Origin of the sequence: Pseudomonas sp. 008 (assembly GCF_016861935.1) — a bacterium.
GTDB lineage: Bacteria > Pseudomonadota > Gammaproteobacteria > Pseudomonadales > Pseudomonadaceae > Aquipseudomonas.
Genome location: NZ_BOMA01000012.1, coordinates 16,645 through 42,350, shown reverse-complemented (window position 1 = coordinate 42,350; position 25,706 = coordinate 16,645). Strand labels below are relative to the sequence as shown.

Genomic DNA, 25,706 nt, shown 5'->3' with positions numbered 1-25,706 from the left:
GCGGCTTATTGACCAAGACGACGTTTGGCCCGTAGGCGCAGGGCCAGGTAGGTCATCGAAGCAAACAACAGGACCCCGAGGAGCGTGAACAGCATGAGCGCCAATACGTTTTGCGAGAGGTACCACTGCAGATAGCGCAATGGCCCCAGGCTCCCGACGTAGTAATCCTGTTCGGCGACCAGCGATTTGACATGCTTGCCCTTGACCACCACCAGACTGCCTTGCAACTCGTGGGCGTTTTCTTCGCTGCTGAGCAGGGCGTTGGTCACGTCGGCCAAGCCGTTGGGCCTTGCGCTGGCGATAAACACCACGCTGCGCCCACTCTTGAGCGGCGATTCGAATCCAGTCAGATAAGCACTGCCGTCGTCAGCACTGAACCTGAAGCTGTTGCGTGCTTCACGCAGATTGGTTTTCGTATCCGGGCTGATCCAGTTGCGCAGACGCAAGGGCAGGTCAGACAGTTCAAAGTACTGCGCAGCAGCTTCGTCGTTGGCCGGCAGCAGGCTTTGCCATTGCTCCAGCAGCGGTTGATTGTTACCCGAGGCGAGCACCAGCAAATCCCGGTCGCGTTGCTCGGCCACCTGGTCGGCGTGGACCACCTTTACGCCGGTGGCCGGATAACCGGTGGAGTCGCCGAAGCGGCCCAGCACGGTCAGATAGGCGCTCAGATCGGCCGGGCCTGGCTCATTGGGCAGGATCACCGATGTTTCAGAAAGGTCGGCCATGCGGGTGAACGGGAAGCCGCTGTCCTTGAACACCCCGAGGTTGGGCATGGCCATGAAGTGTTCGTATTGGCTGAGGTCCAGGGTCGAGTCCGGGTCGATCACACCGCGCATGTTGTCGATGATGATGTCGCGGCAGTCGCCCTGTTTGATGTAGTCATACATAAAGCGAAATTGCAGGCGTGATTGCAGCGCTACGGAATTGAGCGGCAATAGCATGCGCGACGTGCGGGCCAGGCTGTCGTCGGTTTTGAGCATCGCCAGCAGGCTGTCGCTGTTGCCGAGTTTCTCGATCGAAGGCAGATCGATCGACTTGATGAAGGTATCGTTGAAGTTGACCAGCAACGAGGAATTGGTCGAGACCGGCTGCGGCGTATAGCGGTATTTCAGGTCAAGTTGTGCGCCGGGCTCACGCCAGTTAAACAGGTCGGGTGGCAAGCGCAGCGCAACCGTCATTTGTCCCGGGTTGTAACCTGACACATTGAGTTCTGCGGGGTTCGCCAGTTCACCCAGGCGAACCGGGCGGTCGGAGGGCAGCCAGTTAGGCGCGTCGTACGGTCGGCGTGGCTTGAGCGAGTCGATCCGGTCGATCACCACGCTGTGCCCGGAAAAAGCCGAGCCACCGAGGGCCAGTGCTGTCGCGGCGACCTTGAGGTCGGCGCCATCGCGCCCGGAGACGATCAACAGTTTGCCCTGAGCATCATTCGGGTTGCTCACGAGTGTCAATGTCGGCCCCGTGGCTTCTTTGATCGGTAAGCCACTCAAGGCCGTTGATTCGTTGCCGCTGACAAACACCACGGCGTTGCCTTTGGCCGGCAGGCTGGTGAGGCTGGCGGGGAAGGTTGCGCCGCGGTAGCTGGCCAGGGCGCCAAACCAGGACGACAGGATACCGGCGGCCTCAAGCTCAGGGCCACCCGGACGCGCAGTGAACACGAAGGGCAGCTTCAGGGGCGAAGCATCTCGACGATCGAACAAGGGCAGAGGCAGAGCGGACAGGTCGTTGGGCTGCTTAATCGAGGACACCTGGAGGCTCAGCTGGCTCTCGTTGCCAATCTTGGCCCACAGGCTGGAGTGCAGAGGGTCTTCACATTGCATCGTGTAGTGACCGATGAACTGCAGGCTGAGCCGGTTGAATTCGGTGATGGTCTGCGGCGGAATCTGCACGGTCCGGGTCTGCAATTTACCGGCCTCTTCCTTCGGGAGGGGCAGGCTGGCGGCCACTTGATCGTTGATCAGCACGTTGATTTGCGAAAGATCGGCCAGCAGCGCCGGTGAATAGCTGTACTGCAGTGTGACCTGCGCAGCCGTGACGACTTCATCGGCACGCACATTGAAATTCACACTGTCGGTAGCCTCCACGCCTTTAAGGTTCATCGAATAGCTTTTGCCCAGCTCCTTGAGGGTGCGGGTATAGCTATTGCTCGGGGCATCGGTCCCGGACAACGATGCGACCGGCATCACCGCCGGCTCTGTGGCGCTGATTGGGGTGGTAGCACTCAACGCCCAGTCGCTCCAGCCCACTAGTGAGCAGGCGAGCAGCATGAGTGAGCGACGAGGAGGAAAGGTCCGGCGAGTGGAAGGCTTCAAGATCGTTGCGTGTCCGCGGTGGGGTCGATGGGTGATGGAGTGGCCGGGCGTTTGCGCAGCAGCGCCTGGCTGTCCTTTAGGGTGGCAACGAACAAGCGCAGGATGGCGCGCAAGCCAATGCTGCTGACCTCGCGCAACGCTGACATTGGTGCGTCGAGGCGGCCGTTGCCCCACGTGTTGGCCCAGGTGTCGGCCCGTGAAAAGGTCAGTCGCACCAGTTCACTTTGCTGGCGCAGGGTCAAACCCTCGAATTTCACGCCTGCCACGTTGTCGTTGCTGAAGATCGTTGTTGCGGGAAAGAGGCTTGAGGGAGGTGTGCGCAGAATGCACAGCCGCAGCTTCTCTTTGGCGTTGAGCTGAATTTGCGGTGGCAGTGCCAGGCCCACGCCGTTTTGTGAGAAATCCCGGGTTATGCAATCGAACGATGTGCCGTCTTCGCGATAGACGCGCACGGGCAGATCCGCGGGCACCCTGGGCTCGTTGCGCACCTGAGAGGACTCAGTGGCCACCGCCACGGCGGTGCTGACGATGATGATGTTGTACACGGTCCAGACCAGGTTGATCAGCAGGGTAGTGACTTCGGCCGAATCACTCCCGACCAGTTTCACCATGCCGATCGCCAGACCGATCATGTTCAAGGTCAGCAGGACGATGTAAGGCCGCGCGAGCTTCCAGTTGAAATAGTCCTTTTCGACGGTGCCGCCCTTGTCGGTTACGTTGAATTTGCCCAGCGAAGGGCTGATCAGGGCCAGGAGTACCGGGCGCATGATGTGCCAGGCCAACACCGACTCATACACTTCGTTCCAGAAGGAATGGCGGAAGCGCCCCTGGATGCTGGAGTTGGTCAGGCTGGAATGGAAAATATGCGGCAGTACATGAACCGTGACCATCAACGCCGAGGCATGGAAAATCTGCGCGTCGAAAAACAGGTAGGCCAATGGTGCAGTCAAGAACACCAGGCGGGGCAGGCTGTAGAAAAAGTGCATCATGGCGTTGAGGTAGCAGATGCGCTGCCCCAGGTTCAGTCCTTTGCCAAACAAGGGATTGTCGGTCCGAAAAATCTGCACCATGCCCCGCGCCCAGCGTATGCGCTGGCTGATGTGTCGGGAAAGGCTTTCGGTGGCCAGTCCCGCCGCTTGTGGAATGGCGAGGTAAGCGGTGTTGAAACCACGGCGATTGAGCTTGAGTGCCGTGTGTGCATCTTCGGTCACGGTCTCGGTGGCGATGCCGCCGACTTCCAGCAAGTGAGTCCGCCGGATGACCGCGCAGGACCCACAGAAAAATGCCGCGTTCCACAGGTCGTTGCCGTCCTGCACCAGGCCGTAGAACAGCTCACCTTCATTGGGTACCGAGCGAAAGGTATCGAGGTTTTTTTCGAACGGATCGGGTGAGTAGAAAAAGTGCGGCGTTTGCAGCAACGCCAGGTTCGGGTCCCTTAAAAACCAGCCCATGGTGATTTGCAGGAAGGAGCGGGTGGGCACGTGGTCGGCGTCGAATACGGCAATGAACTCGCCATCGGTGACTTTGAGTGCCTCGTTGAGATTGCCGGCCTTGGCATGTTGATTGTTGTCGCGGGTGATGTAGTTGACACCAATCTTCTGACAGAAAGCCTTGAATTCCTCCCGGCGTCCGTCATCGAGCACGTGCACCCGCAGTTTGCCCTCGGGCCAGTCAATGGCCTGAGCCGCGAGTACCACCAGTTTGACGATACCCAATGCTTCGTTATAGGTGGGAATGAACACATCCACCGTCGGCCATTCAGCGGGTGGCTGTTGCAGAAACTGCGGCTTACGTTGCAACGGCCAGGCGGTCTGTACATAGCCGAAGACCAGGACGAGCAAGGCATACAGTTCTGCCAGCACCAGCCCGTAGCCAAATACGGCATCCTGCCAGTTGTCGAAGTCCAGGGTGTCGGACAGGCGCCAGTACATGTAACGCAACGAAGCGATCAGCGAGAGGGTAATCAGGGTCAGGATCGCCAGACGCCCGGTTTGCTTGCGGATGATCAGGCTGGCGGCAAAACAGACGGAGGCAAACACGGCTTGGGAATACAGATTCTGCGGTGCAGTGAGGATACCCAGCACCAACAATGCTGCAATCAGCCCGCCTGAAATTTTCAGGCCCAGGCGCCAACGCAGGGGCCATTGACTGAAGCGATCCTGGAAGCTATCCAGCAGCTTCTGCAACCACCAGGTCTTTGCAGGTAGCTGATTCAGCTGGACGGTCATAGCGTGCCCTGCTGGCTGGAAGCATCCGCGAAAAGCAGGGCATGGACCGCGCCTGATAGCGACAGAATGTCCTGACAGCCAATGCTCTCAGGTGCGTACTGCAACAGGTCCCGACCATAGGCCAGCGACTCGTTGAACTGGTGATCGAGGCGAATCGTCCCGATCAGGTTAGCGCCGAGCCGTCGCTGAAACAGCACGCCCATGTCCCTGCTGAACGCACGAGAGTCATCCCGTTGGTTGAGCACATACCGCTGCCGCTGTGCGCGTCGCGGGCTGGTTTCCAGCCACTGGGTCATGGTGTCCAGTGCCAGGTAGGAGGCCGCGTCGGCCACCGTCATCACCAGCACCAGATCGGCGGCGTCGAGTGCCTGTTGCGAATAGACGGTCGCGCCCGAAGGCGTATCCAGGATCACGATATCGTTTTCGCTGAGGTTCATTGACGCCAGGTGCTGATTCAACCAGTCAGCATCTTCAAGCAGCATCTGCCTGAGCAATCGGCGTTCGTTCAGCTCGCCAGTGCCGAAGGGCAGGCACTCACTGTCGCTAAAGCCCGGCAGGCGATGAGCGCTCCAGTCGGCGTCCTGTTCTTTGAGCTGGATCAGCCCGGGAGCCGGCCTGGTGATACCCAAGTGGCTGGACAGCGCGTTCTGAGGGTCCAGATCAATCGCGATGACTCGCCCGCCAGGGTGCCGCAGTGTTTTCGCGAGGCCAGCGGCGACGGTGCTTTTACCCACCCCACCATTCGCTGAAACGATGGCAATGACCTTCGCCTTGGTCCGCTTGCGAATCGTTTCTGGCAGACCGTCTCGGCGAACCTGGTTGAGTTCACGCAAGAGGTCGCTCAAACGCTGACGGTCACCCGTAGCGGAACTCGCAGGTGGTTCGGTCAGGGGAGGGGATTTGGGCGATGGTGGCGAGAGGACAGTGTTTTTCACCGGCTCGACCGGCGGTTCTGGCTCAGCCACCGCAGGTATAACCGGGTCGTCTTTGAAATCTTTATAGTTCGGTTGTATTTCCTGGTAAGTCTCTGCATTGGCGCCAAAACGTGTAAAGAGTTTCGTAATGTCATCTACATATTTCATGCGTTGTACCAGGAATGAAATAACTTAGAAACTCAGCATTCCATTAACTTAACAAAGTTGATGCGTCGTCTAGGTGTTGGCAGAGTGCCATTAATTTAGGGTTTCCATGTAGGTGTGTCAATGATTGTTATAAAAAGTCAGCGAGTCATGTTGGTGTTTGTCCAAGTGTTATTTGTGTGTTGTGATGTTTGTATGAAGTGTGAATGTTAAAGTGCGCAAAAATAATAACTGTCCAATGAGGTGTGGTGCGGTAACAGGTAATAAGTGCATTTATCGGAAGAAATAATTTCCGAATATTCTTGTTTTAGGGATAAAAGAAATCTCTTCGATTTCAATGGGGCGGAGTGTGAGTCGCGTTTTTCGCTAAAGTTATTGTTCTATTGGCTTTCGTTGAAGCTTGTGAAAATTGAAAAGAGCAACATCGGTCTCTTTTTAATGGTTACCAAGTTTCACCACTGCTAGCACAAATGTATCTCGGTGTATCCAGACCGCATGCCGATACGGAGTGTTTCTTTTATGGGCGGTTGGTGACACATCCGGGATACCTGATCGGCGTCAAATGAACTCCATCGAGACAGCACAAGGCGTCTCACAGGATCACTCAACGTCTGGAGATATCGACATGAACTGGAAGAACCTCAGCATCACTTCAATGTTTGCCGTGCTCAGCCTTGGCGCGGTAGCGGCCAACGCCCAAGACAGCACAGTTGCTCAAGATTGCGATCAAGGCAGTTGATACAAAGTTGTGCAGGAGTACAGAACCACGACTTCGCCTTCTCGCGATTCGCTCAATAGTTCAACCACCCAAGGAGTTTCCAATGAAAAAAGTAATGGCCGCTCTGGCCTGCACCGTTAGCCTGATCATCGGCGCCAACGCGTCGGCGCAAACTGAAAAGCCTACTGTCGTTCTGGTGCACGGCGCCTTTGCCGATGCTTCGAGTTGGAATGGCGTGGTGAAGATCCTCGAAAAAGATGGATACCCTGTTGTGGCCGCCGCCAATCCATTGCGCAGTGTGAAGAGCGATGGTGCTGCTGTTTCTGCGTTGCTCGATGGCATCAAGTCGCCTGTTGTGCTGGTCGGCCACTCCTACGGTGGCAACGTCATCAGCGAAGCGGCCAACGACCATGCCAATGTAAAGGCACTCGTTTATGTCGCCGCCTTCGCGCCCGAGGCGGGCGAAACGGTCGCCGGGCTAGCCGGCAAATTCCCGGGGAGTACCCTCGGCCCAGCCCTCGCAGCGCCTGTCGCACTGGCTGATGGTGGCAAGGATTTGTACATCCAGCAGGACAAGTTTCACGATCAGTTCGCCGCTGACGTCCCCGCCGCGCAGGCGGCATTGATGGCGGCGACTCAGCGCCCGGTCACCGAAGCGGCGCTGAACGAGCAGTCAGGTTCTCCTGCCTGGAAGCACATTCCGTCCTGGTACATCTATGGCGACAAGGACAAGAACATTCCACCGCAGGCCATGGAATTCATGGCCAAGCGAGCCGAGGCCAAGGTGGTGAAAGTCGTTAAAGGGGCTTCCCATGTCGTGATGGTTTCAAACCCGGAACCGGTAGCCCGGCTGATTGAAAAAGCGGCTACGGCGATGTGATTCCTGCGCTTGTGAAGTGCAGTTAGGCAGAGGGTCAAGTATCGAATCAAGGCATCAAGTGAGGAACTCATTTGTGCCTTGATCGATTTTTGAACGGGTGGTCGTCAGTCAGTTAATCAGCCGGTGAGCCTCTGCGCCGAAGCGTTTCACCGGCTTGCCGTAGCGACGCCTTGCAAGGCGCCGATCTGTTTAACCCCTTAGAACCAATAATGCAGGCCGAGCATTAATGACTGGGCGCTGTAGTCAGTACGCACATCGCCTTGGGGCAGGCCCTGAATGTCACCGAAGTGAGCATCGCGAGTCTTGAGGTATCGATAATCCAGGGACATGGACCATTGTTCGGTGAGTTCGTAACCTATACCGGCGCCGAGTTGATAGGCCGATACGGTGTCGCGATGAGTGCCGCCGAACTGGACGCCGCCGGCTTCCAGGCCACTGACCGACAGCGTGGTGTAACCCAGGCCGCCGCCGATGTAAGGGGTGAACCGACTGAAAGGTGCTGGCAGGTTCAAGACGTCATACCAGAGGTTGGCCATGACGCTGGTGGCTTCCTCTTCGCCTTTACCGTCGATGCTCCCGCCGCCTTCATAGACCCGGTTATTGAATTGGGTCAGGGTGTTTTTGCGGTAGCTGAGTTCCACTTCAGGTCTGAGCCCGATGGGGAATCGCCAGCCCAGTGCCAGTCCGGTGGCGTAGCCGGAGTGTAACGGTTGGTTGAATTCCATCTCGACAAAGTCGAGGTTGTTCTGGTTAAGGTCCTGCGCAGCCACCCAGTTCAGACCACCCATGACACTGACATAGGGGCCGAGCGTGTCGGCGGAACTGGACTCAGGGGCAATAAGGCCCATGCCAATGACGCCCATCACGAGATACTGAGGTTTTTTAAATAGGTTCATGCTCGGTCCGAAGTGTGCCGTTATCGATAAGTAAGCGGGGGGTGTTCGGGAGCGAGCGTTCAACACGCTCCCTCCCGGGATATTTCATACACGGTGCAAATGCTTTCCAGGCTTTTCGAGCCCTGGGGTACTGATGGCATTCGCTCGTTGTTCAGCCAACGTGCACAGGTTGCGCAGTGCGGTGGTCATTGCCGCGGTGAGCATTTTGCGTAGCAGCCCGCGGTATAAAAAACTCAAGGGGCCAGAGATCTTCGCGCTATGGATGACCTGGGTTTCATTCGGGGAAAGCCTGCGCATCTGGTGATCGAACTCAAGGTCGATCCAAAGCAGTCTTGCCGTGTTCCGATAGCTTTCATGCAGCTTCACTGCTTCCAGTTTCAGCGGCATGTTCAGGCCATTTTTGAGGACGCATTTGCCTCGCGTTCCAGGTTGAAACGGGCCATTGAGTTCACACTGGCGAACGTCGGTATCCCATAGCGGCGCTTCTGAAAAATTGCTCCAGATATTCCAGATTTCAGCACGCGGCGATTTGACTATGACTTGCACTTTGACATCGTTCACGGCGACACCTTGATTGTTGGGGGCACGGTCATGCGGGAGAGTGGGATCAATTGAGTGCCTCAGGCAGCGGGTGCGGATTGACTCAGCACTTGAGCTGTAATGCTGGCTTGACCGATTTTTTCGCCCCGGTTGAACAGGTCGATATAGATGCGGTTGGTTTTGAACGGCTGCTGTGCGTCAAAACCCGCTTGCGGTGCCAATGACAGCGGACTGTTCCTGGGGATTGGCCGATCCAGGGTGAAACTCAAGGCCAGCAGGTTCATCGGAGTGTTGAGTGGAATCCGCAGATGGCTGTGGGCAATCTGCATGTAGCACTGGCGGGCAACTTCGAGGAAATACACCATCGAATAGTGCTCGGGGTCGCCCTCCTGGAAGAAGTGCTCATCCGGCAGTTTGAGCGTGTCCACGCTCAAACCCTGAGCGATGCCGCTCATGTCACTGACGATGACGTTTTCTTCCCTGGCCTTGTGCAGCAAGGCTTTGTCGCGGCAGCGAGTGGCCGTGAACTCGCCGGCGGGCGATTTCTCGAACGCCGAGCTGTAGGCCATCCCAAGGACGCAGGTGCACATCAGCTTTCCGGCTTGCATGACCTTGGCATTGAACACCTGCGGGTCTTTACCCTGTTCCAGATGCAGATCGATCACACCCTCCTTTTGTACGTATTGCTGGAACTTGATATTCAGGGTTTTGACATAGGCGACCCGTCCACTCAGTGGCGGCATGGCAAGTTCAATCAATTGCAACACGCCCTCAAGCAATAAAATGCCGGGGATGTGATCAAGAGGGTGATCGAAGAAATAAGGGTGCGCTTCATTCACCGCGAGCTGGGCACGCAGTGACTGGGGGCCGCGCTGGACGTTGGTGATTACGACGTTTTCCGGGCGACGTTGCCAGTGCGCCGGGCGCTGGGCTTCAGTGCCACGGTGCAGGGCGAAAAGACTCTCCATGGCGCGAACCCGGACACGCAGCCCTGAGAGCAGGGTGTTGGTCAGCATGTCGCTGAGCTGCAACACATCGACGCCGTCGTTTTGTGGTTCGCGGACAAGGCTGACAGGACGGGCAGGCGGGATCACCGGCTGCAGTTCATGGTGGGCCGAGTGAGCAAAACGCAGGGTAAAGGGATGCTTGATGGCAGGAGCGGGTTCGGCCACCGTGCTCCATTCCCGAAGCTTTTCAGTAAACAACCACATCACTGCCTTGCTGGCTTCGCGAACCTCGATCACCGTGTGAGCCGATGCACTCAACATCACCGCCAACAGGGTTTCGATGCCACTGGCTTCAGCCAGGAAGCCAGTCATTTCTTGCAGGGATCCGCTGGCATGAGTCGCATCAGGTTGCAGCTCGCAGACTTCAATGCTCTGGTATTGACTGCGCTTTTTGCCCAGCAGTTGGCAAGCCTCATCCAGCGAGTTCGCGGCATGGGCGAGGACCGCCGCGCGGATCACCAGTAAAGGTTTGTCGCTGGCCTCTGGTTGATAAGGACGTAGCGCAATCAGCCCCAGTCCTTCACCTTGCACCGTCGCTGAATGCCGGGCGCGTTCGATCTCGATTTCACCGCTGATAAAGCGCCCTGCACCGAGCAACAGCGTGGTTATGCCGTTCTTGAACCATTGCTGCGACGCCAGCAAGGTTTGCCAGAACAGACCCGGGGTGCCGACCAGTGTTTGATGGAAACCCTTGAAGTCAAAAATCTGCGTCGGGTAGCCGGACAACATGTTCGGCAACATGGTTGCCACGTCCGCTACTTCCACGCCCGGTGGCGTGCCTTGAACCTGGGAGTAGAAGCTGTGAGCGCTGCTGTACGCATTGCTGAAGCGTTCCCCACCCATGTTGCAGCACATGACCATCGCCGTGCCGGGTGAGCCGGCCACACCCGGCAGGCGTCGCAGCAAATGATTGACGCGATCGGTGATCAACAACTTGAACGGATCGACATGGGCCAGAGGTTTGGGGCCCATGCCGAAACCGTCGATATCAATGACGCGATCCTGCGCCAGGAATTGGCCCAGTAACGGCTGACCTGGGGCAGGGGTGTAATCAACGAAACGCCCATAAGGGAAACTGACCGATGGCGCTGTCGGCCGATCGAGCTGTTGCTTGAATGACTGCAATGAACCGTGACTGCCGATCGCTGCTTCAGCCTCGACAATCGCGAGGTCCAGCATCAACACGCCGGGGGCGCTTAGAGGGACGGCAGGGCGGTTATCGGGAATATATTCATCCACCACCAGATGCGCATTGGCGCCGCCAAAGCCAAAACTCGAGATGCCTATACGGATCGCCGACTGCCGGTCCGCGAGGGGCTGTATCTGCTTTGTGGCCAGTCGCAGGCTGGTCTCGTCGACTTTTGCGCTGGTTCGGTAGTCGGGCTGAGGTGGAATCCCTTTGTGACGCAAGATCATCAGCGCTTTGGCGAGCGAAGCGCCTCCAGCGGCGGCCAGTGGGTGGCCAATGACGGACTTGATCGAACCGATGGTGATTTTTTTGCCGTCTGTGCAATGGGGGGCGAAGAAGCTGTTCAGCGAGTCCAGCTCTGTCGCATCACCCAGCGGAGTACCGGTGCCATGGGTTTCGATGTAGTCCACGTCATTGGGATCCAGACCGATATAGGCACGCTGGTAAGCCGTGTACTGGGCCTGTTTGCCAGGCGCAAACACCGAACCTTCGGCGCCATCGGCGGACATTCCCAATGCCCGTAAAACACCCAGGGGGCGGCGCTGCGCAATCAGGGCCTGCGATAGCGGTTCGACCAAAAAGGCGACTGCACATTCGCCCGGCACAATACCGTCAGCGTCCTGACCGAATGCCTGCATTTGGGCCCGGGCGGAAAAGGCGGTCAACTGCGAGAAGCCCAGAAACAGCGCCGGTGGCAGCACGGTGTTCAGTGCCATGACAATCGCGTTATCCGCCTGTCCGCTGTTGACCAGAGCCTGAGCCATGTCGATTGCATAGGGAAACGAACTACAGGCAGTGTCGACGGACAACGCCGGGCCACCGAAGGCAAAAGCCGCAGCCAGTTCAGCCACTTGTTCACCCGGCGTGTAGCCCTGTGGTGCTTCGGTTTTTCCGGACATGCCTGTGACGAAATAACTCTCGTCGCTCCAGGATGTTGCGACCACCAATGCAGTGCGTTCCTTGATCAGTGTCGAGCCTTGTCCGGCAAGCTGGGCGAGGAGTGTCTGCAGTACTTTCTTACCGATGGCGACCTGCCGTCCTTCATGCCGTGAAGGGATTGAAGCGTCATCCTTCAGGCAAAAAGCACTGTCCAGGTAAACGCGATCCTTTTCACCTGTCTTTGCTGAATAGATTGACGCCTTATCCAGTTCCCAGCGTGTCAGCATCGAATTGATAGGCGCTATCTGTCCTTCCGACAGCAAGTGCCAAAGCGCATCCGTTGACGGTGCCCCGGGAAACTCGCCGGCCATTGCGCTGAAGCAAAAGTCGCCCTCTGTTGTTACCGCGTCATTCATACCCTGTCTCCTGATTGCCAAAATGCTGGGTGATCTGTCCGATCACCCGGATTCCATGCCATTTTTTACAGCGGCTCAGTGCTTCAGCTCAGTCGTGCCAGAAGCGACAAGGCATCCTGCGGCGTACGACGCGACATCAGTGCTTCACCGGCAAACTCGCTGGCAGAACACTGTTGCGCCATTGATTGGCAGAGTGCTTCTCGGGCAAAACCATTGAGCCCCAACTGTGCAAAGGGCGTCTCAATGTCGATCGACTGTGGCGCGTCCGGGATCAGGGGTGACAGGGAGTTGAAAAGCAGGTTGCTTGCCTGCCCTTGGGCGTCCGTTGTGGCAGGTGCTTGCACTTCGGTAGCGGGTGTTGATGTTGACTCGGGGGCGGCCAGGGCGGCTTTAATCAGGGCGATTGTTGCCTGCGGATACTTGGCGTTGGCCAGCTCAGTGCTGTTGGCCTTGAGTTGCGGCCACAATGCGACGACCGACTCCAGGAAGTCCAGCTGCACGAGGGAGTCCAGGCCCAGGCTTTCATAGCTTTGTTTTTGGTCGATCTGGTCAACCGTAAAACCGGTGATATTCGCCAGTTGTTCCAGTACCCATGCTTCAACATCCACGGCAGGTGCCTGCGGATCGGCTTCAAGTCGCGCCAGCAAGGCGGTAGGAGTGGGGGCATCAAAGAGCTGCGAGGTGAGCTCTTTCTTTTCCGGGAAGTGCTGGGCCAGGGATTCGAAAATATCGACCATGCCGAGAGAGTCGATACCCAGACTTTCGAAACTTTGATCGAAGTCGATTTGTTCCTTTTTGAATCCGGTGACCGTACTTATTTCGGCGCGTAACCATTGCCCGTAGTTGAGTGCAGGCGTTTGTTCCACTACAGGTGTCGATTCCAGTATTACCGGGTTCGAGTGTACGGGCTCCAGCACCGCAAGGTTTTTATTGACGGGGGCTTCAATCCCATTGGCATAAACGCCCTCGAGGACTTGTTGGTGAGCATTGAAGTAGTGCGCAGTGACGGATTCGGCCTGCTCCAGCAAACGCATCAATATTGATTCTTTTGCGATATTGGACTCGCACAGTGAATCAATGATTTTTTCTGAAAGAGAAAAATAGCTGTTGGCTATTTTTCCATTGGACACGATGAATTCCTGCACAACATCGTTGAGTTGGAAGCGCATGAGGTTCTCCTAACCAAAGTCGGTATATGTTTTCTACAAACAAGAAATAACAAGTCTTGGCCCAGGGGTGGGCCTTGTGTGAATCAATGAACCAGGTTGGCAGTAGCCATATAGCGACTTAAAGTTGGAGTTCCACTGCGTCGATCTCGGAAGATGTTGTTTTTCTGGCTCCTTTGAGCAGCCCGGATCTTACGTTCAGATAAGTGAAGAGCGTTATTGCATCGGCTCCCTGGAAAGCGATGTAGCCGTCAGGACGAATCAGCATCAACGTGCCCGCTTTGGCATGGTAACGCTTGTGCAGACGCCAATCGGGGTCCAGCAACGTCGAGTGCCAGGAAGGCAGTTCGGCGCTGCTCAGGGCATCAATAACACAATAAGCCTTGATGCCCGGGTAGTCCTTCTCCACCGACTCGGCCAGCGAGTAATAGCCCGGCAACAACGGGGAAAACTGATCGGCTGCGCTGAAAATCAACAGCGTGAACGTTCCGTGGAACAAGTCGATCAAGCGCTTTGGCGGCATACCTTGCAGTTGCCACAACTCGACATCGGGAGCCAGTTGTCCGGCGCGAGGCACCGACGTCTGGAATTCAGGTTTCTTGCCTTTTTTATCCCAATTCATGCGCTGCTTTTTCGTCAGCGATTCCTGGATGTAATCACTCTTGCCGTAGTGGTACTGATGACCGGAAATCATCGACGGCAGTTTGCGCTGAACCTTGCGCCGGTTGCTTATCAGTGGCAGAACATTGTCGCGCAGCCAAACGAGGGCGCGACGCTTGACGGTAATCAGTCCGGTCAGTCGATGTGCTGTGTTCTCGACTTCCAGGGCCACCGGGTAGCGCTCTTCGTTGTAGCTTTCCAGCAACGATGGATCAGCCAGGCCCTGATCGACATAGGCCATTTTCCACGCCAGGTTATAGGCCTCGGAAACCCCCAGGTTCATCCATTGGCCACCGATCGGGCTGCCGATATGAGCCGAGTCGCCTACCAGAAACACAGAGCCTTGCTGCAACGACTGCACGCGGCGATGTTGGAAAGAGGCGATGGTGGTCGATGAAATATTGGACAACGTCATCTTTTGCCCGCGTCCTTCGCACAACCGCTGAAAGTTCTCCAGGCTCAAGGAAGGGCGCTCACCTTCTGGTGGCAGGTTGTAGGGCATCTCGATGAAAAGTCGATAACGGGATTGAGCGCTGATCGGCGCGACCGCGACATAACCGTCCTGTGCACCCAGGAAGAAAGCGCCTTCGTCCTTGCTTCCAGACCACTCGATATCGGCATCGGCGAGCATGAAGAAGCGGTCGTAGGACGATCCTTCGAAGGTCATATCAAGACGTTTTCTGATGTTGCTGCGAGCACCGTCGCACGCGACCACCCAGCGGCTGGAAAAGGACTCGGCGCTGCCGTCCGCATGCTGAAGCGTCATCTGCACCGAGCCCGGCTGGTTTTCTATATCGACCAGCTCGGTATTCCATTCAACATCTGCTCCCAACTTGTTCAGTCGCTCAAGCAGAATCTTCTCTGTCTGCGGTTGTGGCAGGCTGAGGAGCAGGGGGTAGGTGGCGTCCAGGTAGGAGAAGTTGTAGTTCAGCACCCGTTTGGCGTTCGATTGCACCGAAAACTGGTTGATAGTGAATCCGTCACCGATGGCCTGATCGGCAACTCCCAGATCTCGGAAAATTTCCAGGGTTCTGGAATGGATGGCCATCGCTTTGGTAGCGGTCGAGGGACCGGCATTCTTTTCAATGATGCGAAAAGAGACGCCCCACTTCTTCAGCATGATTGCCAGGGACAGGCCAATCGGGCCGGCGCCTACGATCATGACTGTCGGGGTATTACCGGGTTGGCTGAAGTGCTTGGGGGCCAAAGTGCTCAGAGTGTTCATCGGTTAGTACCAGTTTCTGTAGAAGGGAGAGTTGGCAATGCCGAGCAGGGCATCGTCACCGGATGAATCCCCGTAGGCATAAATGTAAAAGTCATCAAGGTTGCTCAGACAGCCCTTGAGCCGTGTGACTTTCTCTCTCTCAACACAGTTGGTACCTGATATTCCGCCGGTCAGTTTGTTCTTCGCAGTCGCCAGGCGGGTGCCGCAGACATAGTCAAACCCCGCTGCCTGACCCCAGGGAATCAGGTAGTTTTCCGGCGAGTTGCTGACCAGCGCAGTGACATGCCCCATGGACTGATGCCATTGCAGCCGGCGCAGGGCCTCGGGCCTGAGCCAGAGCGGTAGCAGCTCGCTGATGAAATACTTGGCATGCTCGCGTTCTTGCTCAACGGACAGACCGCCCAGATAACAGGCAATGAATGCCAGTCGGGCTTGCATCAATGGCGTGATGCCAACGATTACACTGAGCATTTTGGGCAGCAGGGGAATGATCCTGAGCCAGAACGTTCGGGTTCCCACGATATAACGCATGTAGCGCCAGAACGTATGTCTGTCGGTCAATGTGCCGTCAAAGTCAAACACGGCCAGTACCGGTTGTGTGCCATTAGCTTGCATGAATCTCTTCCTTGAGAGAGATGATCTCGATGGTTTTGGGCAACTTGAAGCCCGAGAGGTAGCGCGAGAGCAGGGTAGAGACAGCGCTCTGGGTCAGGTCGCCGCTCCCTTCAACGCACAGGTGCAGTACGTTGACCTCCTTGTTGTCCGGGACGATGTAAGCTTTCGCGCGCACCACGTCCGGGTGCTTCAGGGCAATGGATTCGATTTCAGTCAGGTCGACCATTTGCGCTTTGATCTTCGAGATTCGCAGGCGTTGGCAATAGAAGAACACATGCCCGTCGTCGTCCCGCCAGACCAGATCACCCGTGTGTAGCCAGCCATCACGGAAGAACCGGGCATTGGCGTCCTCTGCATCGTTATAGCCGTCAATCACCATCGAGCCGCGAATCAGCAGTTCGCCAATGCGTCCAGGTACGACATCCCGCCCTTCGGCATCGACGACCCTTAGTTCTACGCCTCTGATCGGTTGTCCCATGGCGCCGCGATGGACCTTGCCAATCGAGCTCTGGACAATCACCGGCATGCTCTCGGTCAATCCATAGCCTTGCAGCACCGGATTGCACCCCAGCAGCCTTCCCAGCTTCTCGGCTTCGTCTGCGGGTAAATGGCTGCCACCCGAATAAATCATCAGGTGAGGGTGCAACGGCAACAGTGCGCCCTTGCGTTTGGCCAGTCGTGTATTGAAGTAGCGAATGACGTCGGGCACCAGACAGGCAAAGGTGACCTTATGCTGGGACAAGACTTCTGCCAGATCCCTGTTGAGCAGGGTGTTAGTCATTAACAATGTGGCGCCCACACTCAAGGGGAAAACCATCATCACCGACAGGCCGAAGATGGCATACAGCGGCAGCGTCACCAGATGAACGGAACCGACACCTTGAAGATGAAACTGCTCATGCAAGCCATCACTCGATTGCGTCAGGTCAAGGTAGCGGTGAGAAACGGCCAGCGGTTTACCGATGCCCCGGTAGGTGAACTGTACCGAGACAATCGGATTGCCTTCGGGCAGTAACAAGGGCTCGGTCTGTCGGGGAAGCCGAGAGTCTGCCGTTGCGTTGTCGGGCAGGGGCGATGACGGCTCGCTTGCGGCGTTCAACACCAAGGAGTGCTTAACGCCGTAGGCAGGCTGAAATGTCTCGCTATGCTGCTCGAATAGGGTTTCGGTGGTCACTACCAGCGTCGGTCTGGCGATGCTGATGACGCTGTTCATTTCGAATGGCGTCAGTTTGTAGTTGAGAATGACCGGAACCGCACCGCGACCGATGATCGCCAAATAGTAAGCGATGAATTCCACCCCATTGGGTAGAACGAGCGCTACTTTGTCGCCAGGCAATACATTTAATGCTGAGAGTGCGCCATTGCACTCTTCAGCCTTTATACGCAACTCACGGTAAGTGACGGTATCTTCTTCCGCGTCCAGGTTCCTGATGGCAATGTGCTCAGGGAACGACTCTGAAAAACCGACGAACCGATGCAGAAAACCTTCTTTAGATGAAAGGCTTTTCATTTACCAACCTCTCTCAATCCTTGAATTTATGGTCAGACAAAAAAGTACTACAGAGGCAGGCTATATATAAATTGTTTCAATTAAGCATCAATGTAGTTATTTTTCCGATACCAATCCAGGGTGTCGGTCAATGTTTCCGTCACGGGGCGGAACTTGCACTGCAATTCTTTCAGGCTTTTGTTGTGGCTGAAATGGGTGCGCCCTTGCTCTTGCTCCATGAGTTTGACAGTAGAAGTACTGATGAGCACCGGCTTTTTCGTGATTCGGTAATAACCTTCATAGATCAAGGCAATTATACGCAGCATGAACAGTGGCACTTTGCGCTCCGGCGCTTTTACGCCGCTGACACTGGAGAGCGCCTGGAAAATGCTTTTCATGTCCATGTGATTGCCGGCTGCCAGGTAGCGTTCTCCGGATCGGCCGCGAGTGATCGCCGCGAGTTGATGCTCTGCTACATCCCTGGCATCGACAACGGAAAAACTTCCAGGCAGTACGCCGGGCAATTTTTTTCCGACAAAGTCGAGCAGGAACTGTCCTGATGAGGTCGGGCCGATGTCCCCAGGGCCAAACATCCAGCCAGGCAATACCATGGCAACGAACATGTCCGGATGCCGCGCCAGGAATTCCTGAACTTTCTGTTCAGACAATATTTTACTCAGGTAGTAATCGTCAGCCTCCGATTCACTGCGAGACATTGTTTCATCGATCACCTGATCTTTATCGCCCTTCAAGACGGCAATGGAGGAGGTATGGACTGCACGACGAATGCCTGCGGCATAAGCGGCCTGCAACAGGCGCTCGGTTCCGGTCACGTTAGTGTCATACAGTTTCTGCCAGTGCTTTCCGCCTTTGTAACTATCGCGGAAATAGGCGGCTGTATGAAACAAGGCATCACAGCCTTGCAAGGCATGGCTGAAGGCGTCGACATTGAGCATGTCGCCTTCGACAAATTCGACAGGCAGATTGCCGAACTGCTTCTTGGCTTTTTCGACGGAGCGGACCAGCGCTTTTACTTTGATGTTTCGTTTTAAAAGCGCATGAACCACATTATTACCGAGCAGGCCTGTAGCGCCTGTAACAAAGGCATATTCCATTAAAATCCAGCTCCTGTGGGGTAACCTGCTACTGCATTGAGATTGATGTCACCGCGCTCGATGCTTTGATCAGGCGGGGGGCGTCAACGGCGGCAAGTAAAAACCATTCGGTATCTGGAAATCAAGCGGTATTTAACAGTCGCCACAAGGTCGACGTCCTTGAGCCCGACCTGAAACACGAAAATCCTGTGGTTTAGAGCGTTATCGACAGCAGGCATTCACCGGGATCGGGCGGATTGAGGTCATCGCTAGACATTTTTGCCGTCCGTCGCCTGCCTTCTGGGGAGTCAAAAAACACCCTTGTTGACTCGATTCATCAGGGCGCGCGCGTCAGGCTGGATACCAAGGCGCCTGAACGTGCGGGGCCCAATACATGGCATTTACATGGCACTCCTTAAAAGTTTAAATGCAAAGTGATTAAGAGGGCTTAGTATAAGATATGATAGTTAAAACAGGTTTGCGCAGTGAGTGGCAGATCCGTTGCATCCAGTTACAAATAGATTTGTTTGGCCAAAGGAGCCGAAGGCGTGATTAAAAAGAGATTAGGTCGAGAAGAAAGTCAGCAAATAACAAGGGATAAGTTATTCGATACCGCCACTGACCTTATGGTGAGAAAAGGTTTTCACGCCACCAGTGTTAACGCTATTTCCGAGGAAGCCGGTTTTTCGAAGGGGGCCTTCTTTTCAAACTTTACAAGTAAGTCGGACTTGCTTCTGCAGTTAACTCAGAGATTCAAGGGAGTTGAGATCGATCGATTGAGTGTCACCCTGACTTCAGGGTATTCATCGGAAGAGCTGACCCATGGATTGAATGCCTATATTGACACGCTTAAAAATAATACCAGTTGCGCGATTCTTGATGCTGAGTTGCAACTGATCGCCTTGCGTGATGAAGAGTTCTCAACGCATTACTACGATCTGCATCAGGAAAATAGTGAAGCCTTGGGTAAGTTGATTACCATCATATTTAATCATGCAGGCAAGAAGCCTCCTTTGGCGAATGCCGCTCTTGCAAGGACCTTCACCGCTTTGTCGGAAGGTTTGATACTGCAAGGGCATAAAGATCCGGCCTCTGAAATAAAACTGGTGTTGAACTCGCTTATCCAGACAGCAGAGCCCTTATAGAACGCTGCCATTCTTGTGATACATACGATATTCGCATGTCCGGGGCTCAGACCTCGGGCAGGATGCGAGCTGCCATGCCCATCTTTAGCGCACACAATAAGGTCTGCGCAGTAGCGCTCAGTGATTCTGGAACACTTTCAATCCTCGCTGTACGGCGGGCCTGGCTTCGATCGCGTCGAACCAGCGTGATAAGCGTGAAAGCACTGCCCAATCCAGCCGATCACGAAATGATGCCGCAATGGTAAAAGCGGAGATGTCCGCCATGGAGAACTGATCTCCGGCCATAAAGTCGTCGGTAAGAAACCGTTCTGCATAGACGAGTTGTTCAATGACGCGTTGATCGATAACTGTGGCCGCATCATTAAATCCTGCCTGGCGCAGGGAAAATGCAGCATGACTGGGCCCGATGACGTCCGTTACGAAAAAGAAATAACGATCAAACACCCGGTCGCGTTTTGGTCCACGATGCGCTGGTGCGAGCCGACCCGGAGCTTTTGCATCAGCGAACTGAATGATTGCGTTCGATTGGCTAATGACCAGCGGGGGTGTCGATGAAAGGTCGACCAGGGTTGGGACTTTTCCTGCCGGATTAAGCGCCAGGTACGACAAGTCGCGTTGCTCATTTGCCTGCAAGTTCAGTCTTCGTGCGGTGTAGGGGATACCTGCTTCCTCCAAGGCTATTGCAGCCCTCAGACTGTTGCCAGTAGGCGCGCCATACAGCTCTATTTTCGGGTTCATCAGACACTCCCTGAAAATGAATGGATGATTATTGGATGCTAAGTGAAAAGCGGCATACGCGCCTGTCTACAAGACCAGGCGCATACGTCCATCGTGATCACCCCTCGAACGCTTGCCGGTTTGCGCGCACGAAGTCACCCACCGTTTGAGGCGCTTGTCCGGTGATTTCGCTGATAACCCCGTCCTCACCGCTAAAGATCCCATTCTGGTAATCGACCGCGACTGCGAGGAAGTGCTGGATCACAAACTCCGGCAAATCGTAGGTCTCCAGATGCTGGCGATACTCTTCCAGGGTCGAAGGGCTGTAGGTGATGGTGCGGCCTACGATGCCGCTGATTACGTCGGCGATCTCTTGATGGTTCAACTCGACAGGACCATACAACGGGTAGGTTTTCCCGATATGGCCAGACGGCTGCGTGAGAACGGCGGCGATCAGTCGCGCCTGGTCTTCAGCGGCGATGGGGGCATGTCGGCCGGTGCCGTATGGCAGCGTGATCTTGTTCTCCTTCACGATCTGATCAAGCACCCACGGAAAGATCAGCCACTCGGAAAAGAACGTCGGGCGGATATGGACGGTGGGCACGCCAGACCAGTCGAGTACGCGCTCCGCGATCCAGTGGTCGCGCGCGGCGTGGCTCAATGAATCTTCCCGAGCGGAAATCTGCGACATTTCCACCACGACCTCGACGCCGGCTCGCCGGGCGGCATCGGCAAAATAGGCGGTCGCCTGAATGTAGCCGGGGCGCACGGGATAGCACAGGTAGGCGCCTGTGACCCCCTCCATCGCACGAATGATGTCGTCATGTTCAAGGAGGTCGCCAACGAATATTTCGGCGCCCTCGCTCTGGAGCGCTGCGCTGCGTTCGTCCTCCTGATGCACAAAAGCCCGAACTGCATGACCTCCGTTGAGAAGGTGGCGAATGGTGTAGACGCCCGTTTTTCCCGTAGCGCCGGTGACGAGGTATTTACGTTGCTGCATGGTGAATACTCCAAAGTAAAGGAACACACATTGCTCGCGCCGATATCACGTATCAGGCGTTACCAATTCCAGAAGGTTGCGCAGTAGCGCACCGCCGTCAGCTATCGAAAGGAGCGTGATCAATCAGGTCGCACACATTCGGGCAATCGAACCCGTGCACGTGACGACGTCCGACGTCAGCGAGCCCAGTGCCAATCGCGGTGTGAGGTTTCTTCCTGGCCACTTCAGCGACCGCTTGGGTAAACGCGGCTTTCATGCCAATGCGGGGGTAGAGGGCCAGCGTATCGTCGACCAGCGACGGTGTGATTTCCTCCAGTCGTAATCCCATCACATCGACATGGGCGCCCATGTAGATCAGGGCGATCTCTGGCCGTTTGCGGTCGGCGATACCGGCGCTGGAGTGAAGGGCGATCGCGTCCCAAACCAGCTCGGCTTTCGATTCAGGGTAACCGTTGTCCAGCAGGAAGCGGCTGGCAGCGTCGGCGCCGTCGACCTCAAAACGTTGGTCGGCCGCAAATTCGTACGTCAGCCCCAGGTCGTGCAGCAGTGCGGCGAGATAGACCGCCTCGCGGTCGTATTTCAGGCCTCGCTGCTGGCCTAGGAATTCGGCAAACCACCAGGTGCGATGCACATGGTGCAGGAACACTGTCGTGTGAACTCGCTCGACGAGGAAGGAGGCCTTGCGAGCGAGTTCAGAGTCTGGAGCGCTGAAGCCGCCGATGATGACTGGGGTACTCATGTTTGCTTCCGGGGGATTAAGTTGGCTTGCAGTTCATTCTAAATAGTCGCAATTGGCAAAATTGACTATTTACAGATGATTTGTGCCAATATGCGTGCGAGGTCAATGCGGGAGATCGCTGTGAGAAAAACGACGAAATCAAACCCTTCCTTTGTTGGCGTGGCGCAAAAACGAGTGGTGATTTTGGGTTTGCCGCCCGTGGATTCGCTTGATGTGATCGGCCCGGCGGAGGTGTTTGCCTATGCGAACAATCTGCACCGCGGTGACTCTGCTCCCTACGCACTCGAACTCGTTTGTGCGGGTGCCAATGAGCACCTGGAAAGCAGCACCGGCATCGCGCTTATGGCGCACAAGACGCTTGAACAGGAGCGTCTTGATAACAAGCCCATCGACACCTTGATCGTGACGTCGGGCTGGAAAGCCATGGATCATCTGGATCAGACGGCCATCGAGTGGATCCGCACGCGAGCCCGAAATGTCAGGCGTGTGTGTTCGATCTGTGTCGGGGCCTTTGCCCTGGCCGAAACAGGGCTTCTGGATGGCCGAAAGGCAACAACCCACTGGCGGATGGCACGCAGCCTGGCCGATCGCTATCCCAGTGTGCAGGTTGACCCCAACCCGATTTGGGTCAAGGACGGCAACGTGTACACCTCGGCAGGCATATCGGCGGGAATCGATCTTGCGCTCGCACTGGTCAGCGAAGACCTGGGTGACGACGTCGCTTTGGAGGTCGCGAAAAATCTGGTTCTGTTTCTGCGACGTCCAGGCGGTCAGGCACAGTTCAGCGTCGCACTCCAGTCGCAGCATGAGACAGGTTCGAATCTCGATGAGTTATGCGTGTGGATCAGTGAGCATCTGCATTCTGAGCTGACGGTCGAGATACTGGCAGACAGGCTCGCCACCAGTGTGAGGACCTTGATTCGCATGTTTCAGAGGGAATTCAAGACAACGCCTGCGAAGTACGTCGAGGACGTCCGGGTCGAAGCGGCCTGTCGGCAAATAGAGCTGGGAAGGCGCTCGATGGAAGAGGTTGCGCGCCGATGCGGCTACCACAGCGTCGACGTGCTCAGAAAAGCCTTCGTGCGACGCATGGGCGTGAGTCCAAAGGAGTACGCACAACGTTTCGCGCCAGTTAACCAGCCCGCTTAGGTATGCCCATTCGACGAGCATGGCCAAGTAGAATGTGTACGCCGCTCAGCACTAATGTGACTTGTGATGGTCAATAAACCCCGCGCGACCGTCAGCGGTCGTACTGCCCGGCGCCGACCGGATCCGCATCGGCAATTTGATCAAGGACAGTGAAAGCATGCTCACCGCAATGTAATCCGCAACCGCCTTCACCTGGTTCCGTGAATCGGGACTCGCCGTACGTTTATCCCTTAATCCAATTCGAAGATTTAAAGCATGCACCTACGCAAAATTGCAGTTGGGCTGTCGGCCCTTGTTTTGCTCTCGACCGGGGCACAAGCCCGCAGTCTGCTGGATTTCATCAAGCCGCCCACCCAGCATCAGCAACAAACCTCCCACTCGGGCTCGATCAGCCAGAGCGCGGCGCTGGAACTCTATTCAAACAAACAGAAACAGCCATCGTTTGACGGCTGCGCGGATCTGTTCCCGGCCGCGAAACCGATCAGCATGGCCACTGTGCCTGCCACAATGAAACCCTTGGCCCTGTGTTCCGACAACTTCGCGGTGCTGTACTCGCAAACCAGCAAGACACCGCTGGTAGTGGTCGAACGCCTTAATGCCGCCCAGCTGCAGGATGCCAAAGGGGAGGAGCGTACCAACCAGTTCTATCCGGACCCACGCATTCCCAAGAGTGGGCGGGCAGAGTTGAGCGACTACCGTAGCCAACATCCGGCCGTGGACCGTGGCCATCAATCCCCGGCAGCCGATGCACCGAACCCCAATGCAATGGCCCAATCCTTTGCGCTGTCGAACATGGTGCCGCAAGACCCAACCAACAACCGGAAGATCTGGAGTAAGGTCGAGTCCGATGTCAGAAAGTTTGCCAAACGAGCCGATGGCAATGTCTTTGTCTTCACCGGCCCGCTCTTTGACTCAGGCCACGCCACCGTCGGTGACAACAAGGTCTGGGTGCCGACCCGCCTGTTCAAACTGGTTTACGACGCATCGTCCAAGCGTGCCTGGGCTTACGTACTGCCCAATGCTGAAACCCGTATCGAGAGACCGATGGACTATGACGCTTTCGTGAAGAGTACCGGGCTCAACTTGCTGGGAAATCTACCGGTCACAGGTTCCGTGGGGCGCTCTTGATGGCTTGATGGATTAATCCGTAGCAGCTGTCGAGCCGGGGCGAGGCTGCGTTCGGCTGCGCAGCGGTCGTAAAACCAGAACTTACGGTGCGTCAGGCAGACCGCGTCAGCCGGATTCACGACTGCTTCGCAGCCGAACGCAGCCTCGCAGGCTCGGCCGCTGCTACAGAGAGTGCGTCGCGGCTAGCGCGCCGCCCAAGCGTTGAAGTGTTCTTCCAACTCCTCGCCGTGGTCCACCCAGAACTCCGCATCTACCGACCGGGCCTTGGCCAGGTTGGCTTCGGCCGTCGGCAATTGCTGGCGTACTGGCTCCGGCAGCAGCGCCAGGGCCTGGCGGTGGACTGGGCCGTAAGGGATGTTTTCCGAGAAAACCTTCTGGGCTTGCGGCTGGCTGGCAAACGCGATGAAACGCTCGGCCAGCGCCTTGTTCGGCGACCCTTTGACCACGGCCCAGTATTCCGGGTCGTACAGGCTCTGGGGCCAGACGATGCTCAGGTTCATGCCTTCTTTCTGCGCCGAGGCGATACGACCGTTGTAGGCGGCACTCATCACCACGTCACCGGCGATCAACCACTGCGCCGGTTGGGCTCCAGCCTCCCACCACTGGATGCTTGACTTGATCTTGTCGAGCTTGGCAAAGGCACGGTTCACGCCCTCGGGGGTGCCCAGAACTTTGTAGAGCTGGTCAGGCTTGACGCCATCGGCCAGCAGAGCGATTTCCAGGGTGTACTTGGCGCCTTTGCGCAGGCCGCGCTTGCCCGGAAAGTCGGTTACGTTCCAGAAGTCCGCCCAGGAAGTCGGGGTCTTGGCCAGCTTGTCCTTGTTGAAGGCCATGACCATCGATCAGACGTAGGTGGCCACACCACACTCGGTCAAGGTCCCCGGTACGAACTGGGCCTGGTCGCCAAAACTGGCCTTGTCCAGTCGCTCGAACAAGCCGGCATCACAGCCACGCAACAGTTCCGGACTCTCCACCTCGACCACATCCCAGGTGGCATGGCCCACATCGACCATGGCCTTGATCTTCGACAACTCGCCATTGTATTCGCCCGCCACGATGCGTCCCGCACCGCTTGCATTGAAGGGCTGGAAATAGGCCTTGTCCTGGGCCTGCTTGGTGGCGCCGCCGAACGAAATGACGGTCAGGGCCTGGGGCTCGGCGAGCACGCCGGTGCACAACAGGGCCAGAGAAATAGGAACACAGGTACGTAAGGATAAAGACATGGAACGCTCCCACAGCTGGTTTTTAGAATGGTGTAAAGCCGGGCAGTGCTGGCCAGAGGCCGATAAAGTTCCACCGTGCCGGGCTCTTGGGGCCGGCATCGTTATGAAAAAAGCTTTCATCCGGGAAAGCCGGACCAGAGGTGCTCAGTGCGGTTTGATAGTGCGGCATCAATCGGAAGAGGAAAATTATTAAAAATATGCTTGGGAGCTATAAA

General features: G+C 56.2%; 18 protein-coding genes and 1 pseudogene. 4 read left to right on the top strand and 15 right to left on the bottom strand.

Annotated elements, in window-relative coordinates; all coding sequences use genetic code 11:
- Nucleotides 1-5 precede the first annotated feature (5 nt).
- Genes bcsB through bcsQ form a run of 3 tightly spaced genes read right to left on the bottom strand, consistent with a single transcriptional unit; the run spans nt 6 to nt 5,619 of the window.
- The gene (gene bcsB / locus JUI81_RS22455) at nt 6-2,309 is read right to left on the bottom strand and encodes a cellulose biosynthesis cyclic di-GMP-binding regulatory protein BcsB (RefSeq protein WP_275406302.1); all 2,304 of its coding nucleotides are present in this window, start codon (nt 2,307-2,309) and stop codon (nt 6-8) included.
- Nucleotides 2,306-4,537 carry a UDP-forming cellulose synthase catalytic subunit gene (gene bcsA, locus JUI81_RS22450; RefSeq protein ID WP_204125051.1) on the bottom strand — a complete coding sequence of 744 codons (2,232 nt, stop codon included), beginning with the start codon at nt 4,535-4,537 and terminating at the stop codon, nt 2,306-2,308. The genes bcsB and bcsA overlap by 4 nt, the downstream gene beginning before the upstream one ends.
- Complete coding sequence (gene bcsQ, locus JUI81_RS22445; RefSeq protein WP_204125050.1) at nt 4,534-5,619, bottom strand: cellulose biosynthesis protein BcsQ; 1,086 nt, start codon at nt 5,617-5,619, stop codon at nt 4,534-4,536. Before bcsQ ends, bcsA begins: the two co-directional genes overlap by 4 nt.
- 818 nt (nt 5,620-6,437) lie before the next feature.
- Between bcsQ and JUI81_RS22435 the strand changes: the two genes are divergently transcribed.
- Nucleotides 6,438-7,214 (top strand): alpha/beta fold hydrolase, encoded by a 777-nt coding sequence (locus JUI81_RS22435; protein WP_019578640.1) that lies wholly within the window; start codon nt 6,438-6,440, stop codon nt 7,212-7,214.
- A gap of 197 nt (nt 7,215-7,411) precedes the next feature.
- On the opposite strand, the gene JUI81_RS22430 is transcribed toward JUI81_RS22435, so the two are convergent.
- The 8 genes from JUI81_RS22430 to JUI81_RS22395 all read right to left on the bottom strand — a co-directional run bounded on the left by JUI81_RS22430 (nt 7,412) and on the right by JUI81_RS22395 (nt 18,411).
- Nucleotides 7,412-8,110, bottom strand: coding sequence for an outer membrane protein (locus JUI81_RS22430; RefSeq protein ID WP_096480339.1), 699 nt, complete (start codon nt 8,108-8,110; stop codon nt 7,412-7,414).
- An 84-nt stretch (nt 8,111-8,194) separates the two neighbouring features.
- On the bottom strand, nt 8,195-8,671 hold the full coding sequence (locus tag JUI81_RS22425; RefSeq protein WP_019578642.1) for a polyketide cyclase: 477 nt from the start codon (nt 8,669-8,671) through the stop codon (nt 8,195-8,197).
- 59 nt (nt 8,672-8,730) lie between these two features.
- Nucleotides 8,731-12,141: a beta-ketoacyl synthase N-terminal-like domain-containing protein gene (locus JUI81_RS22420; protein ID WP_204125049.1), complete on the bottom strand. Its 3,411-nt coding sequence runs from the start codon at nt 12,139-12,141 to the stop codon at nt 8,731-8,733.
- Nucleotides 12,142-12,224: 83 nt separating this feature from the next.
- Nucleotides 12,225-13,310 (bottom strand): acyl carrier protein, encoded by a 1,086-nt coding sequence (locus tag JUI81_RS22415; RefSeq protein ID WP_096480337.1) that lies wholly within the window; start codon nt 13,308-13,310, stop codon nt 12,225-12,227.
- Between the two features lie 118 nt (nt 13,311-13,428).
- Complete coding sequence (locus JUI81_RS22410) at nt 13,429-15,192, bottom strand: FAD-dependent monooxygenase (protein ID WP_096480336.1); 1,764 nt, start codon at nt 15,190-15,192, stop codon at nt 13,429-13,431.
- A gap of 3 nt (nt 15,193-15,195) precedes the next feature.
- Nucleotides 15,196-15,807 (bottom strand): HAD-IB family hydrolase, encoded by a 612-nt coding sequence (locus tag JUI81_RS22405; RefSeq protein ID WP_019578645.1) that lies wholly within the window; start codon nt 15,805-15,807, stop codon nt 15,196-15,198.
- Nucleotides 15,797-17,317: a class I adenylate-forming enzyme family protein gene (locus JUI81_RS22400; RefSeq protein ID WP_204125048.1), complete on the bottom strand. Its 1,521-nt coding sequence runs from the start codon at nt 17,315-17,317 to the stop codon at nt 15,797-15,799. The genes JUI81_RS22405 and JUI81_RS22400 overlap by 11 nt, the downstream gene beginning before the upstream one ends.
- Before the next feature lie 80 nt (nt 17,318-17,397).
- Entirely contained in the window at nt 17,398-18,411 is a 1,014-nt protein-coding gene (locus JUI81_RS22395; protein WP_019648982.1) for an SDR family oxidoreductase, read from the bottom strand.
- Nucleotides 18,412-18,938: 527 nt separating this feature from the next.
- Between JUI81_RS22395 and JUI81_RS22390 the strand changes: the two genes are divergently transcribed.
- The gene (locus JUI81_RS22390; RefSeq protein ID WP_018927951.1) at nt 18,939-19,535 is read left to right on the top strand and encodes a TetR/AcrR family transcriptional regulator; all 597 of its coding nucleotides are present in this window, start codon (nt 18,939-18,941) and stop codon (nt 19,533-19,535) included.
- Between the two features lie 117 nt (nt 19,536-19,652).
- Here the strand turns inward: JUI81_RS22390 and JUI81_RS22385 are convergent, their stop codons facing one another.
- From JUI81_RS22385 to JUI81_RS22375, 3 genes are all read right to left on the bottom strand, one after another.
- The gene (locus JUI81_RS22385; RefSeq protein WP_204125047.1) at nt 19,653-20,273 is read right to left on the bottom strand and encodes a glutathione S-transferase family protein; all 621 of its coding nucleotides are present in this window, start codon (nt 20,271-20,273) and stop codon (nt 19,653-19,655) included.
- A 97-nt stretch (nt 20,274-20,370) separates the two neighbouring features.
- A complete protein-coding gene (locus tag JUI81_RS22380; protein ID WP_026331613.1) occupies nt 20,371-21,252 on the bottom strand; it encodes an NmrA family NAD(P)-binding protein in 882 nt (293 codons plus the stop codon).
- 97 nt (nt 21,253-21,349) lie between these two features.
- Nucleotides 21,350-21,991 (bottom strand): HD domain-containing protein, encoded by a 642-nt coding sequence (locus tag JUI81_RS22375; protein WP_204125046.1) that lies wholly within the window; start codon nt 21,989-21,991, stop codon nt 21,350-21,352.
- 105 nt (nt 21,992-22,096) lie between these two features.
- Here JUI81_RS22375 and JUI81_RS22370 point away from each other — a divergent pair, with 105 nt between their 5' ends.
- Both JUI81_RS22370 and JUI81_RS22365 read left to right on the top strand, forming a co-directional pair.
- Nucleotides 22,097-23,140, top strand: coding sequence for a GlxA family transcriptional regulator (locus JUI81_RS22370; RefSeq protein ID WP_204125045.1), 1,044 nt, complete (start codon nt 22,097-22,099; stop codon nt 23,138-23,140).
- Between the two features lie 255 nt (nt 23,141-23,395).
- The gene (locus JUI81_RS22365) at nt 23,396-24,268 is read left to right on the top strand and encodes a DNA/RNA non-specific endonuclease (protein WP_204125044.1); all 873 of its coding nucleotides are present in this window, start codon (nt 23,396-23,398) and stop codon (nt 24,266-24,268) included.
- A 182-nt stretch (nt 24,269-24,450) separates the two neighbouring features.
- Here JUI81_RS22365 and JUI81_RS22360 read toward each other — a convergent pair.
- Nucleotides 24,451-25,491 (bottom strand): annotated as a pseudogene (locus JUI81_RS22360) (ABC transporter substrate-binding protein).
- Nucleotides 25,492-25,706: the final 215 nt, after the last annotated feature.